Source organism: Caballeronia sp. LZ062 (assembly GCF_031450785.1).
Lineage (GTDB): Bacteria > Pseudomonadota > Gammaproteobacteria > Burkholderiales > Burkholderiaceae > Caballeronia.
In genome coordinates this window covers 1,631,515-1,644,084 of sequence record NZ_JARTWB010000002.1, presented here as the reverse complement: position 1 = coordinate 1,644,084, position 12,570 = coordinate 1,631,515, and the positions used below count along the sequence as shown (strand labels likewise).

Sequence of the window (12,570 nt, the reverse complement as noted above, 5' to 3'; positions counted from 1 at the left end):
CCCGCATTGTAGGCCGCGTCAGCCGCGCCGGGCGTTCAGAATGACGTGCGTCACGACGCCCGCGATCAATCCCCAGAACGCCGGCCCGATGGAAAGCAGCGTGAGGCCGGAAGCCGTCACCATGAACGTGACGAGCGCGGGTTCGCGCTGGCGGACGTCCTGCATGGCGTTGGTGAGGCCGCTCATGATCGAGCCGAACAGCGCGAGCGCCGCGACCGACACCACGAGCGCCTTCGGAAACGCCGCGAAGAGCGCCGCGATGGTCGCGCCGAAGACGCCCGCGATCAGGTAGAAGACGCCGCACCACACCGCCGCCGTGTAGCGCCGGTCGTGGCGTTCGTGCGCTTCGGGGCCGGTGCAGATCGCGGCCGTGATCGCCGCGAGATTCACGCCGTGCGAGCCGAACGGCGCGAGCACGAGCGAAGCGATACCCGTCGTCGCGATGAGCGGCGCGGAGGGCGTCGTGTAGCGGTCGGCGCGGAGCACGGCGATGCCGGGCACGTTCTGCGATGCCATCGCGACGACGAAAAGCGGCACGCCGATGCTCACGATGGCGGAAAGCGAGAACGCAGGCATCGTGAAAACGGGATGCGCCAACGCCACGTGAAAGCGCGAAAAGTCGAGCAGGCCGAGCGCGCCCGCGACCGCCACGCCCGCCGCGAGCGTGGCCGGAATGGCGTAGCGCGGCGTCGCGCGCTTGACGATCAGGTACGTGAAGAACATTGCAAGCACCAGCGCCGTCTGATGCTCGGCCGCGCGGAAAATTTCGATGCCGATCTCGAACAGGATGCCCGCGAGCAGCGCCGCCGCGATGCCCGACGGAATGCGCTTCATGAGCGCGTCGAACCAGCCGGTGACGCCGACCGCCGTCAGCAACACCGCGCAGACGACGAACGCGCCGATGGCTTGCGCATATGGCACGTTCGGCAGCGACGTGACGAGCAGCGCCGCGCCGGGCGTCGACCAGGCGACGACAATCGGCGCGCGAAAACGCAGCGAGAGCCCGATCGTGCACAACGCCATGCCGACGGAAAGCGCCCAGATCCACGACGAAATCTGTGCGTCCGACAGATGCGCGGCCTGTCCCGCCTGAAACATCAGCACGAGCGAGCTCGTGTAGCCGGTCATCATCGCGACGAATCCCGCGATGACCGCGGACACCGATGTATCGGCAAAAGGGCGCAGCGGGGCGTGCGCGACAGACGGCGTAGCTTTCATGCGGGTTCTGCTTCTTTCTGGCGTGTTATTTGGACAGCGCGCGCATGGCGCTTTCCAGGCCGGACAGGGTCAGCGCATACATGCGGTTGCCAAGCACATGGCGAATCGCGGAAATGGACTGCCGATATTCCCATAGCCGCTCGGGCTCGGGATTGAGCCACGCGTGATGCGGGAATTGATCGGCGAGCCGCCGTAGCCACACGGCGCCGGCTTCGGCATTGTTGTATTCGACGGAGCCGCCCGGCTGGAGCACTTCGTAGGGACTCATCGTCGCGTCGCCGACGAAGATCAACTTGTAGTCCGGCGTGAACTTGTGCAGCACGTCGAAGGTCGGCGTGCGCTCGGTGTGTCGGCGGCGATTGTTCTTCCACAAATAGTCGTAGACGCAGTTGTGGAAGTAGTAGAACTCCAGATGCTTGAACTCGGCCTTCGCGGCGGAGAAGAGTTCTTCCACGCGCTTGATGTGATCGTCCATGGAGCCGCCGACATCGAGCAGCATCAGCACTTTCACGTTGTTGTGTCGCTCGGGCACCATCTTGAGATCGAGCCAGCCCGCGTTCGCCGCGGTGCTGCGGATGGTGTCGGGCAAGTCCAGCTCTTCGGCCGCGCCTTCGCGCGCGAAGCGCCGCAAGCGCCGCAGCGCGACCTTGATGTTGCGCGTGCCGATTTCCACCTGATCGTCGTAATCGCGAAACGCGCGCTCGTCCCACACCTTCACCGCCGTGCGATTGCCCGCCGATTCCCCGCCGATGCGGATGCCTTCCGGGTTGTAGCCGCCATGCCCGAACGGCGACGTGCCGCCGGTGCCGATCCACTTGTTGCCGCCTTCGTGCCGTTCCTTCTGCTCGTCCATCAGCTCTTTGAGGCGCGCCATGAGCTTGTCGAGCCCGCCGAGCGCCTCGATGCGCTTTTTCTCCTCGGGCGTGAACTCGCGGTCGAGCCGCTTCCTGAGCCAGTCGAGCGGAATGTCGAAGGCTTCGTCGGGCAACTGCGAGACGCCATGAAAGTACGCGCCGAACGCGCGGTCGAACTTGTCGAAGTACTTCTCGTCCTTCACGAGCGTCATGCGCGCGAGGAAGTAGAACTCGTCGAGCGACGGCGAGATGACTTGCGCCTTCAACGCTTCGAGCAGCGTCAGATATTCCTTCACCGACACGGGCAGCTTCGCGTCGCGCAGCGAGTAGAAGAAATCGATCAGCATGACGCGCTCTCCTTCGTGACGTGAATCAGCGGTCGAGCCGGTGCTTGAGATGCGCACGCACGGCCGGCCATTCCGATTCGATGATCGAGAACACGACGGTATCGCGATACGCGCCGTCCCGCCCGATCTGGTGATTGCGCAGAATGCCGTCCTGCTTGGCGCCCAGCCGCGCGATGGCAGCCCGCGACTGGTGGTTCATGAAATGCGTCCGGAACTCCACGGCAATGGCCTTCAGTTGTTCGAACGCGTGCCCGAGCAGCAGCAGTTTCGCTTCGGTATTGAGCGCGGTGCGCTGCACGCGCTTTGCGTACCACGTATGCCCGATTTCCAGCCGCCGGTGCGCCGCTTCCACGTTGAAATAGCGCGTGGAGCCGACGACGTCGCCCGTCTTGGCATCGATGACCGCGAACGGATGCGCACCGAGCCGGTCGCGCATGTCGATGGCCGCGTCGATATAGGCGCGCGCGGTGCCGGGCGAAGGCACGCTCGTGTACCAGAGCTTCCAGAGCTCGCCATCGGCGGAGGCGACGGCGAGCGCCTGTTCGTGCTCGACGGTCAACGGCACCAGCCTGACGTGCTCGCCTTCGAGCGTGACGGGTTCGATCCAGCGGCTCATGCGTGTTTTCCTTTCTGTGGCGTGCTGATCAGCGGATTAGCGGTTATGGCGGTTCATGTACAAGAGCCGCTCGAAGAGGGCGACGTCCTGTTCGTTCTTGAGCAGCGCGCCGTGCAGCGGCGGCACGATCTGCTTCTGATCCGACGACTGCAACGCCTCGGGCGGAATGTCTTCGGCGAGCAGCAGCTTCAGCCAGTCGAGCAGTTCGGACGTCGAAGGCTTCTTCTTGAGCCCCGAGACGTTGCGCAGTTCGAAGAAGCTCTGCATGGCGGCGGCGAGCAAGTCCTGCTTGATGCCGGGGAAATGCACTTCGACGATTTCCTTCATTGTCGAGGCATCGGGGAACTTGATGTAGTGGAAGAAGCAGCGGCGCAGGAACGCGTCCGGCAGCTCCTTCTCGTTGTTCGACGTGATGATGACGAGCGGCCGATGCTTCGCCTTCACGAGTTCGCGCGTCTCGTAGACGTAGAACTCCATGCGGTCGAGTTCGCGCAGCAGGTCGTTCGGAAACTCGATGTCGGCCTTGTCGATTTCGTCGATCAAGAGCACCGTTTGACGGTCCGACTCGAACGCCTGCCAGAGCACGCCCTTCACGATGTAATTGCGGATGTCTTTCACGCGCTCGTCGCCAAGCTGCGAATCGCGCAGGCGTGAGACGGCGTCGTATTCGTAAAGACCTTGCTGGGCTTTCGTCGTCGACTTGATATGCCACTGCAAGAGCGGCATGCCGAGCGCGCCGGCCACTTCCTCCGCGAGCATGGTCTTGCCGGTGCCGGGCTCGCCCTTGATGAGCAAGGGCCGCGCTAGCGTCATCGCGGCGTTCACCGCGAGCTTGAGGTCGTCGGTTGCGACGTACTGCGATGAGCCTTCGAAGCGCATGACGAAGATTCCGGTGAGGAAAAAAATCCCAGTATAAGTCAGAAGCCCTGTTGCGATGGACGCCTCGCCGGTATCGTTGCAGCCGCCCGCAACCGCGCCTGCGACGGCCTTGGAACGCAAGTCGGAAGCGCTGCATGGCGCTTGCTGAGAACAGGCAACGACGCGCGACGCGGCGCATGGATAGAGGCGAATTGTCGCAGGCAGGCGATGCGTCTTTCAGCCGGTTCCCATTGCCAGAAGCGGCTTCGGGCTATCTCGGAGATTGGACGGTCGTGTGGCCGCGCGGTACAATTAGCCCGATTTTTTTGGCCTGCGCGGCCAGGCGGCCGCATTGTCGTGCGCATGCACCGCCTTTGAAGCGGTGGAAGGCAGCAAACAGTCCCGAGAAGGTTGTGATGCGGTTGTGATGCGCTCGGCGCGGGCCGCGGCTTTCGAGCGCCGGATTTCCCCTCATGCTAGGTTACAAGCTATGAACTATTTCGTCGGCAAACTTGCCGTGATTGCAGTGCTGTCCGGTCTTGCCGGCTTCGCGACCCAGGCGTCCGCCGACGTCGTGGGCAATGCAAAGGCCGCAGAGGGCAAGGTCGCGATGTGCATCGGCTGTCACGGCATTCCCGGCTATCGCACGGCTTACCCCGAGGTCTACGAGGTGCCGATGCTGGGCGGCCAGAATGCGCAGTACATTGCGAACGCACTGCACGCCTACAAGAAGGGCGACCGCCACTTCGACACCATGCGTGCCATCGCTGTGACGCTGTCGGATCAGGATATCGCGGATATCGCCGCGTATTACGCCGCGCAGACGCCGCAGTCGAAGAACAATCCCGACAAGTAATCCACGTTGCCGCGACCAGGCCGGCCAAAGCGCCGGCCGCCGTTGATACGGCAATCCGACAACGCAGGCAGCCATCATCTTGCATGGGACCGGGTTCAGGCGCCGCAGCTCGAACACCGGTCGACAGGAGAATTCATGAAGCCCTCTCAGGCACAGTCTCAGGCACCGTCTCACGCACTTCGATTCAGTTTCAAGGCCGCATGCGCCGCCGCCGCGCTCGTCGGCTCGGCGGCGTTTAGCACGGCGCACGCAGCGGATGCGGGCAACGGCAAGGTGCTTTCCGAAAGCCATAACTGCGCGGCTTGCCACGGTCCCGGTCTCAACAAGCCGGTGAGCGGCGAATATCCGAAGCTAGCGGGCCAGCACGCGACCTACATTTACTGGGCGCTGCGTCAGTATCAGATGGGCAACGGCAACCAGAACTTCGGGCGCAACAACGCGATCATGGCCGCGCAGGTGCAGAACCTGTCGCAGAGCGATCTGAAGGACATCGCCGCGTATATCGAATCACTGGATGGCAGTCTCGTGCTCAAGAAGTAAGCGCGTCGCTGTAGCGTCCGAAATGACAAACACCCCGCTTGCGCGGGGTGTTTCGTTTCGGAGCCGGGTGTTTTGAGCGTCAGTCGCGCGACGCGCGGCGCTCGATGAGCGCGAGATACGCGTCCGTGTCCGGCGGCGTGTTGCTGCGCTGCGCTTCCCAGATCACCTGACCGAGGCATTCCATGATCGCGTGCTGCGCGTCGTGCGGCGAGCCGAGCCGCGCAACCAGGCGATCGTGCGCGCGGCGAATGCCGGGTGGCTGATCGATCGACAACTGCTCGCTGATGGCGAGGTGCATCGACAGATGCAGGAACGGATTGGTGCGGCCCGCATCCGGCGAATAGTCGGCCTGCCGAGCGTCGGGGTCGGCGAGTTCCGCCTGATATTCGGGATGCTCGCGGATCCAGTCAGCGGCCATGCTTTCGAGCGGCGTCAGGATCTCGCCGGCGCTTTCCTTGCGCCACGTCTCGGTGAAAAACTGGCGGACTTCGTCGCGGCTAGGGTTGAACATGAAAGGTTGATTCGGCTCGGGAATTCATTATTGTAGATGCGGCGGCAGGTCGGTGCTCGGCGCGCAGGCGACGGTCATTCCGCAGGCGGCGGCGTCTTCGGACGATACTCGCACAGCGGCTCGATCGCGCAATGCCAGCATTCCGGCACGCGCGCCTTGCAGACATACCGGCCGTGCAGAATCAGCCAGTGATGCGCGTCCTGAAGGAATTCTTTTGGCACGTTCTTCTCGAGCGCCGCTTCCACGGCGCGCACGTCCTTGCCCTGCGCGATGCCCGTGCGGTTCGCGACGCGGAAGATATGCGTGTCGACCGCAATGGTCGGTTGCCCGAACGCAACGTTCAGCACGACGTTCGCTGTCTTCCGTCCGACACCGGGCAGGCCTTCGAGCGCCTCGCGATTGTCAGGCACCGTGCCGCCGTATTGCTCGACGAGCATCCGGCACGTCGCGATCACGTTCTTCGCCTTCGTCCTGTAAAGCCCGATCGTGCGAATGTAATCGGTGACGCCTTCTTCGCCGAGCGCGAGCACTTTCTCGGGCGTATTCGCCACCGGAAACATCTTGCGCATGGCCTTGTTGACGGATACATCGGTGGCCTGCGCCGATAGCATCACGGCAATCAGCAGTTCGAACGGAGTCGTGTATTCGAGTTCGGTCTTCGGATGCGGATCGATGCTTTGCAGCGTCTCGAAGATCGCGCGGCGCTTCTTCGCGTTCATCGTGTCGTGTCCGAATCGCTAACGTTCGAATGGCCGTTCTCGTCGCCTTGATCCGGCACGAGACCGAGGCGCTTGCGCCGCGCTTCGGCGGCGTCGATCTGCGCCTGCACGGCGGGGCTGACGCGTTCGGTGTTTTTCGGGCCTGCGCCGAGCTTCGTCATCTCTTCCTTCTTCTTGCGCGCACGTTCGAGCGCGGCCTGGATGATGGCGCGCTTCTTCGCTTCGGGGTCGTCAGTCGATGCAGTCGGGGCGGTGGCCGCTTCTGCGACGTTTGCCTGCGCCGCGCGCGACGCCTGCCGCGCGGACGCTTTCGCTTCGGCTTGACGCCGCTCCTGCGCGAGGCGCGCGACGCGCCGGTCGTGCCGCGTGCGCGCTGCATCGGCCTGCTGCTGGCTCCACGCGTCCCAGCCGGTGGCATCGCCCGTGACGGGAATCATCGTGATGCAATCGACGGGGCAGGGCGGCACGCACAAGTCGCATCCCGTGCACAGCGCGTCGATGACCGTATGCATCTGCTTGGCCGCGCCCGCGATGGCATCGACCGGACACGCCTGCATGCACAGCGTGCAGCCGATGCACAGGTTCTCGTCGATGACCGCGAGCGGCCGTGGCCGCTCGACACCGTGCGTCGTATCGAGCGCAATCTCCGGCTTGCCTAGCAGCGCCGCCAGCCGCGCGACGCCTTCCTGGCCGCCCGGCGGGCACTGGTTATAGCCGGCCTCGCCCGCGGCGATGGCGTCGGCGTAGGGGCGGCAGGCCGGATAGCCGCACTTCGTGCATTGCGTTTGCGGCAGCAGGTCTTCGATGCGCTCGGCGAGCGTCTTTGAAACGGTTACGGTCACGTGAGGTTGCGCGGTGGCAAATAAGGCGGGCAGAAAGCAGCAAGACGGCGGGCAGCGCTGCGTTCAAGACGGAATGACGCCAAACGCGGCAGCAACCGCATGATCAATTGCAGCAGACGTGATTATCGCCGATGTGCGCGACGGCCGCCGCAGGTGATCCTTATCCTAATTGCCAATGCCGAGGCGATGTGCGCATAATCGAACCGCTTTATCGTTTGACCGCAGGACGGTGTTCCCCCATAACCATGGGCAGCGCCCGTTCACGTCATGTACCCCAATGCGGGCCGCGTGACGCATATCCGGACAACGCGGCTCCCGACTCATGCCATCATGAATCAGCCGAAAATCAAAAGAGATCCTGAAGGGACACGCCGCCGTATCCTGCTTGCCGCCGCGGAAGAATTCGCAGCCGGCGGCCTGTTTGGCGCACGTGTGGATCAAATCGCCCGGCGGGCAGAGACCAATGAGCGCATGCTGTACTACTACTTCGGTAGTAAAGAGCAGCTTTTTACAGCGGTGCTCGAACATGCGCTCTCAGCACTCGTCGAGGCAGAGGGCACGCTCGATCTCGAAGGCCTCGCCCCTATCGAGGCCATGACGCGCCTCGCGCATTTCGTTTGGGATTACTACCGTGACCACCCCGAATTGCTGCGGTTGATCAATAACGAAAATCTGCACGAGGCGAGATATATCAAGGGATCGAAACACATGCGCGAGGTGATTTCGCCGGTGGTTGCGACGCTCACGAACATACTGGAACGCGGACAGAAGGCCGGACTGTTTCGCACCGACGTCGATCCCCTGAAGTTTTATATCACGCTGTCGGGCCTGGGTTATTACATCGTATCGAATCGTTTCACGCTTCAGGTGAGCTTCGGCGTCGACTTCAGCGAACCCGTGCAGCGTGAACAAATGGTGAAGATGAATACAGAGCTGCTGCTTGCCTATTTGACGCGCCGCTGAAAAGCGACGTCGTCTGACGAAAAAACGTCGCGCCTTGTGAGGGGCGCGACGTTTTTCTTTTGCGAATGGAATCGGTACCGAAGCGCAGAATGAAACGCTGCGCCGCGTGAATCGACTCAGGCGGGAACCGCTTCCGTCTTCGGCGACTTGTCGTGTTCGAGGATGAACTCGCGCAGTTGCGGATACACCATCGTGCGCCAGCGGCGACCCGAGAAAATGCCGTAGTGTCCGGCTTTCTCGGCCGTAAAATGGCGCTTGTGTTTCTGCGGAATGCCCGTGCACAGGTCATGAGCGGCGCGCGTCTGGCCGTCGCCGGAAATATCGTCGAGCTCGCCTTCGATGGTGAAGAGCGCCGTATGCGTGATGTCCTGCGGGCGCACGCGCTCGCCGTTCACGTCCCACGTGCCTTCGGCAAGTCGAAACTCCTGAAACACGATGCGAATGGTCTCGAGGTAATACTCGGCGGCCATGTCGAGCACGGCGTTGTACTCGTCGTAGAAGCGGCGATGCTGCTCGGCATCGTCGTCGTCACCGCGCAGCAGGTTTTGATAGAAGTCCCAATGGGCCGTGAGATGCCGCTCCGGGTTCATCGCGACGAAGCCCGCATGCTGCAGAAAGCCCGGGTACACCTTGCGCCCGACGCCGGGATAATTCGCCGGCACCGTGTAGATGACGTTGTTCTCGAACCATTCATACGAGTGCTCGCTCGCAAGCGAATTCACCGATGTCGGACTACGACGTGCGTCGATCGGGCCGCCCATCATGGTCATCGTGCGGGGCGTGTCTTCGCCGCGGCTCGCCATGAGTGAAATGGCGGCGAGCACCGGCACCGTCGGCTGACATACCGAAATCACGTGCAGGTCTTTCGCGCCGATATGGCGGATGAACTCCTGAATATATTCGATGTAATCGTCCAGATGGAACGCGCCGTTATCGACCGGCACCATGCGCGCGTCCAGCCAGTCGGTGATATAGACCTTGTGGTCCTGCAACAGCGTGCCGACGGTGTCGCGCAAAAGCGTCGAGTGATGCCCGGAGAGCGGCGCGCACACGAGCACGATCGGCTCGTCCTTCAGCTTCGTGACGGTCGCGCTGTCATCGGCGAAGCGTTTGAAGCGCAGCAGCCGGCAAAACGGCTTCTCGATCACCGTCTGCTCGACGATCGGAATGTTGTGGCCGTCCTTGACGATCTGATGGATGTTGAACTCCGGTTTCTCGTAGTCCTTCCCCAGCCGGTAGAGCAGCTCGTATCCGGCGGCGAGGCGCGTGGAGCCGGGAACGTAGGCGAGGGGGCTGGCCGGATTCACGAACGACTTCGAGGCGGCCTGGGCCCATGCCGTGAGAGGAGACAACAGGGCCCGCTGAAATTCGTGGATTTGATAGAGCATGGTGGCCCCAGTGACTTCGGTACAAACCGGTGATGCCCGTTGATTCCAGCGAACCAATTCAACGGCAATGGAAAATCCTCGTGGGGCGGCTCGACCCCGCTGCGAGGCTGCTATGTTCGTGCTACGCGATGCGAATCACGCATGGACGGGCCTTGACGCGAATAACGGCTGGCCGTGCAAAAAATTGATACAGAGCAACATTTTCCGCTTTCTGTGTGCGCAATACAATCGTTCGGTTAAAACTCCCGGCTCTTGGGCAGCGATCCGGCGTGTTGCATTGCACCATTCTAGCGTCGGCTTGCGCGCACGCCAAACAAAACCGATGCTCTTCAACTCTCTTCGCTGATGCCGACCGCAGGCTCCGCGCTGGCCGCGTCCCCGTTCGCATGAGACGGCTGTCCGGTCGCCTTCGCCATCGCCTGCTCGTGGCGCATCAGGTTCATCCCCGTATGCACGAGCGCGACGTGCGTGAACGCCTGCGGAAAATTGCCGACCATGCGCTTCGCAGCGGTGTCGTATTCCTCAGCCAGCAGCCCGACGTCGTTTGCGAGACCAACGAGTCGCTCGAACATCGCGTGCGCCTCGTCGATCCGGCCCTGCAACGCCAGGTTGTCGACCAGCCAGAAGCTACAAGCCAGAAACGTGCCTTCCCCCGGGGGCAGACCGTCGGCCGTTTCCGTCGTGTGATACCGCTTGACGAGTCCGTCGTGCGTCAGATTCGTTTCGATCGCATGGACGGTGCCGGTCACGCGCGGATCGTCCGGCGGCAGAAAGCCGAGCAGCGGGATCAGCAGCAGGCTCGCGTCGAGGGCATCGCCGTGATAAATCTGCGTGAACGCATTGAGCGTCGGGTTCCAGCCTTTCGCGCAGACGTCGGCGTGGATGCGGGCGCGCATGTCGCGCCAATGGTCGACCGGACCGGGCAGCGCAAACTGTTCCGCCGAACGGATCGCCCTGTCATACGCGACCCACGCCATGACCTTCGAGAACGTGAAGTGTTGGCGGCCGCCCCGCACTTCCCAGATGCCTTCGTCAGGCTGATCCCAAATGGTTTCGAGATGCTGGAGCATCGTGCACTGGATGGACCACGCGGTTTCGTCGCTCTGCAAGCCGCCGACGCGGGCGAGATGCAGCGCGTTCATGACTTCGCCATAGACATCGAGCTGCAACTGTTCGACCGCGCCGTTGCCCACGCGCACCGGCTGCGACCCTTCGTAGCCCGGCAGCCACGGAATCTCCCACTCCGCGAGCCGCCGTTCCCCCGCGATGCCGTACATGATCTGCACCTGCGACGGCGCGCCGGCCATCGCGCGGCCGAGCCATGCGCGCCACGCGCGGGCTTCATCGTAGTAGCCGCCGCGCATCAGCGCGAGCAGCGTGATGGTGGCGTCGCGCAGCCAGCAGTATCGATAGTCCCAGTTGCGCGCGCCGCCCAGCTGCTCGGGCAGCGACGTGGTCGGGGCCGCGACGATGCCGCCCGTCGGCTCGTACGCGAGCGCCTTCAGCGTGATGAGCGAGCGGCGGATCGCGCTCGCCCAGCGGCCCGCGAGCTGGCTTTTGCCGGACCACTCGCGCCAGTGATTTTCGGTGCGCGCGAGTTGCGTGTGCGGATCGTGCGCGGGCGGCAGCCGCAAATGCGACTGCGAATAGCAGAGCGAGAAGGGCACGCGCTCGCCTTCGGTCACGTCGAAGCAGGCAGTCGTTCGCATGTTCTCGCCGATCAACTGCACCGGCGTGCGCAGCACCGCGAGATCCGGGCCGGCGATGGCGCGGATGCCGCTATCGTTCGGCAGGCGGCTGACCCACGGCACCACCGATCCGTAATCGAAGCGCAGCACCAGTTCCATCTTCATGCGCACGACGCCACGCCGCCCAATGACGATACGCACCAGTTCCGAATGACCGTTACGCGATGGCATGAAATCGACCACCGTCACCGCGCCCTGTGGCGTTTCGAAATCCGTTTCGAGGATCAGTGTGTCGTCGCGATAACGACGTCGCACGACAGGCGCTTCGCCGTCCGCCGTGGACGGAGCGAGCAGCCATCGGCCATGCTCGGGCGTGCCGAGCAAGGCGGCGAAACACGCGCCGGAATCGAAGCGCGGCCAGCAAAGCCAGTCGACGGAGCCGTCGCGGGAAACGAGGGCGGCGGTGTGGCCGTCGCCGATCATGGCGTAGTCTTCAATCAGAGCGGGCATAAGTGGCGTGGTGTGCTGGCGGCTCGCGCGCCGCGGTTGACATGACGGTCGTCGAAAGGCATGGCTGCTCGATCGGCCCCGTCCATGTCGTCGCATTCTGCCGCATTCGTTCCCGGCGAGCAGAAAAGCGGGCGCATGGCCCGCACATGGCGAACGTCGCGCGATGCGGCCTTCACGCGATGCGACCGCGCGCCGCACCGCGTTGGCGGAAAAGCACTATTCAAGCGCCGATGAAACCGTTGAACTGAGTTTCGGCTGATGTTTAGAATGGAAGCTAAACGCAAGCCGGGCGCAGCTCGCGCGCTGTCGGTTTCGTTTCCTGCGTCGGCTTTGCGGGGCGGCCGGCACCCTTTGTCGTTTTGCGTTTCGAGGACACACATAATCATGCTCAATCCGTCGAAAGCAGACTGCATCGCCATTCTTTCCGCTGCGAGCCGCGTGCGCGACAGCGACAGCTTGCTTCCTCTCGATCACAAACGCCTCGGCCTCTCCCGCAATGCAATGGACACAGCGGCGGCCTTTCTCACCGAACGCGGTTGTTTCAGCCGCTATAGCTTCGACATGAGCGGCCTGTCGGTCGGCGCGCTCTCGCTGCAAGGACGCTTGCGACTCGATCAGCTTGCAAACGGCTGAACGTCATCGCCTCATCGCGTCATCGCG

At 63.2% G+C, this 12,570-nt stretch carries 13 protein-coding genes; 4 read left to right on the top strand and 9 right to left on the bottom strand.

Translation table 11 applies throughout. The annotated features are described in order from the left end of the window. Positions 1 to 18: 18 nt before the first annotated feature. From P9239_RS13740 to P9239_RS13725, 4 genes are read right to left on the bottom strand one after another with little or no spacing between them, the layout of a single operon-like run. A complete protein-coding gene (locus P9239_RS13740) occupies positions 19 to 1,218 on the bottom strand; it encodes a benzoate/H(+) symporter BenE family transporter (protein ID WP_309751699.1) in 1,200 nt (399 codons plus the stop codon). Positions 1,219 to 1,243: 25 nt separating this feature from the next. Continuing rightward, positions 1,244 to 2,419 carry a VWA domain-containing protein gene (locus P9239_RS13735; RefSeq protein ID WP_309751698.1) on the bottom strand — a complete coding sequence of 392 codons (1,176 nt, stop codon included), beginning with the start codon at positions 2,417 to 2,419 and terminating at the stop codon, positions 1,244 to 1,246. 25 nt (positions 2,420 to 2,444) lie between these two features. Beyond that, on the bottom strand, positions 2,445 to 3,035 hold the full coding sequence (locus P9239_RS13730) for a GNAT family protein (RefSeq protein WP_309751696.1): 591 nt from the start codon (positions 3,033 to 3,035) through the stop codon (positions 2,445 to 2,447). Positions 3,036 to 3,071: 36 nt separating this feature from the next. Then, complete coding sequence (locus P9239_RS13725; RefSeq protein ID WP_309751694.1) at positions 3,072 to 3,914, bottom strand: MoxR family ATPase; 843 nt, start codon at positions 3,912 to 3,914, stop codon at positions 3,072 to 3,074. A gap of 469 nt (positions 3,915 to 4,383) precedes the next feature. On the opposite strand from P9239_RS13725, the gene P9239_RS13720 reads away from it, so the two are divergent. Then, entirely contained in the window at positions 4,384 to 4,749 is a 366-nt protein-coding gene (locus P9239_RS13720) for a c-type cytochrome (RefSeq protein WP_159835678.1), read from the top strand. A 135-nt stretch (positions 4,750 to 4,884) separates the two neighbouring features. Then, the gene (locus P9239_RS13715; RefSeq protein ID WP_309751692.1) at positions 4,885 to 5,289 is read left to right on the top strand and encodes a c-type cytochrome; all 405 of its coding nucleotides are present in this window, start codon (positions 4,885 to 4,887) and stop codon (positions 5,287 to 5,289) included. Between the two features lie 79 nt (positions 5,290 to 5,368). On the opposite strand, the gene P9239_RS13710 is transcribed toward P9239_RS13715, so the two are convergent. The 3 genes from P9239_RS13710 to rsxB all read right to left on the bottom strand — a co-directional run bounded on the left by P9239_RS13710 (position 5,369) and on the right by rsxB (position 7,361). Next, positions 5,369 to 5,800, bottom strand: coding sequence for a DUF1841 family protein (locus tag P9239_RS13710; protein WP_309751690.1), 432 nt, complete (start codon positions 5,798 to 5,800; stop codon positions 5,369 to 5,371). Between the two features lie 74 nt (positions 5,801 to 5,874). Continuing rightward, positions 5,875 to 6,519, bottom strand: a complete 645-nt coding sequence (gene nth / locus P9239_RS13705; protein ID WP_309751687.1) for an endonuclease III — start codon at positions 6,517 to 6,519, stop codon at positions 5,875 to 5,877. Beyond that, positions 6,516 to 7,361 carry an electron transport complex subunit RsxB gene (gene rsxB / locus P9239_RS13700; protein WP_309751685.1) on the bottom strand — a complete coding sequence of 282 codons (846 nt, stop codon included), beginning with the start codon at positions 7,359 to 7,361 and terminating at the stop codon, positions 6,516 to 6,518. Before rsxB ends, nth begins: the two co-directional genes overlap by 4 nt. A gap of 330 nt (positions 7,362 to 7,691) precedes the next feature. Here rsxB and P9239_RS13695 point away from each other — a divergent pair, with 330 nt between their 5' ends. Continuing rightward, on the top strand, positions 7,692 to 8,324 hold the full coding sequence (locus P9239_RS13695) for a TetR/AcrR family transcriptional regulator (protein ID WP_309751683.1): 633 nt from the start codon (positions 7,692 to 7,694) through the stop codon (positions 8,322 to 8,324). Positions 8,325 to 8,440: 116 nt separating this feature from the next. Here the strand turns inward: P9239_RS13695 and P9239_RS13690 are convergent, their stop codons facing one another. Together P9239_RS13690 and P9239_RS13685 are read right to left on the bottom strand one after the other, a co-directional pair. After that, positions 8,441 to 9,712 carry a polyhydroxyalkanoate depolymerase gene (locus tag P9239_RS13690; protein ID WP_309751681.1) on the bottom strand — a complete coding sequence of 424 codons (1,272 nt, stop codon included), beginning with the start codon at positions 9,710 to 9,712 and terminating at the stop codon, positions 8,441 to 8,443. Positions 9,713 to 10,041: 329 nt separating this feature from the next. Beyond that, positions 10,042 to 11,910, bottom strand: a complete 1,869-nt coding sequence (locus tag P9239_RS13685; RefSeq protein WP_309751679.1) for a glycoside hydrolase family 15 protein — start codon at positions 11,908 to 11,910, stop codon at positions 10,042 to 10,044. Positions 11,911 to 12,294: 384 nt separating this feature from the next. Between P9239_RS13685 and P9239_RS13680 the strand changes: the two genes are divergently transcribed. After that, the gene (locus P9239_RS13680) at positions 12,295 to 12,543 is read left to right on the top strand and encodes a hypothetical protein (RefSeq protein WP_309751676.1); all 249 of its coding nucleotides are present in this window, start codon (positions 12,295 to 12,297) and stop codon (positions 12,541 to 12,543) included. Positions 12,544 to 12,570: the final 27 nt, after the last annotated feature.

Coding starts and splice junctions, on each gene's coding strand:
- P9239_RS13740 (WP_309751699.1), bottom strand. CDS start 1,218: ATGAAAGCTACGCCGTCTGTCGCGCACGCCCCGCTGCGCCCTTTTGCC.
- P9239_RS13735 (WP_309751698.1), bottom strand. CDS start 2,419: ATGCTGATCGATTTCTTCTACTCGCTGCGCGACGCGAAGCTGCCCGTG.
- P9239_RS13730 (WP_309751696.1), bottom strand. CDS start 3,035: ATGAGCCGCTGGATCGAACCCGTCACGCTCGAAGGCGAGCACGTCAGG.
- P9239_RS13725 (WP_309751694.1), bottom strand. CDS start 3,914: ATGCGCTTCGAAGGCTCATCGCAGTACGTCGCAACCGACGACCTCAAG.
- P9239_RS13720 (WP_159835678.1), top strand. CDS start 4,384: ATGAACTATTTCGTCGGCAAACTTGCCGTGATTGCAGTGCTGTCCGGT.
- P9239_RS13715 (WP_309751692.1), top strand. CDS start 4,885: ATGAAGCCCTCTCAGGCACAGTCTCAGGCACCGTCTCACGCACTTCGA.
- P9239_RS13710 (WP_309751690.1), bottom strand. CDS start 5,800: ATGTTCAACCCTAGCCGCGACGAAGTCCGCCAGTTTTTCACCGAGACG.
- nth (WP_309751687.1), bottom strand. CDS start 6,519: ATGAACGCGAAGAAGCGCCGCGCGATCTTCGAGACGCTGCAAAGCATC.
- P9239_RS13695 (WP_309751683.1), top strand. CDS start 7,692: ATGAATCAGCCGAAAATCAAAAGAGATCCTGAAGGGACACGCCGCCGT.
- P9239_RS13690 (WP_309751681.1), bottom strand. CDS start 9,712: ATGCTCTATCAAATCCACGAATTTCAGCGGGCCCTGTTGTCTCCTCTC.
- P9239_RS13685 (WP_309751679.1), bottom strand. CDS start 11,910: ATGCCCGCTCTGATTGAAGACTACGCCATGATCGGCGACGGCCACACC.
- P9239_RS13680 (WP_309751676.1), top strand. CDS start 12,295: ATGCTCAATCCGTCGAAAGCAGACTGCATCGCCATTCTTTCCGCTGCG.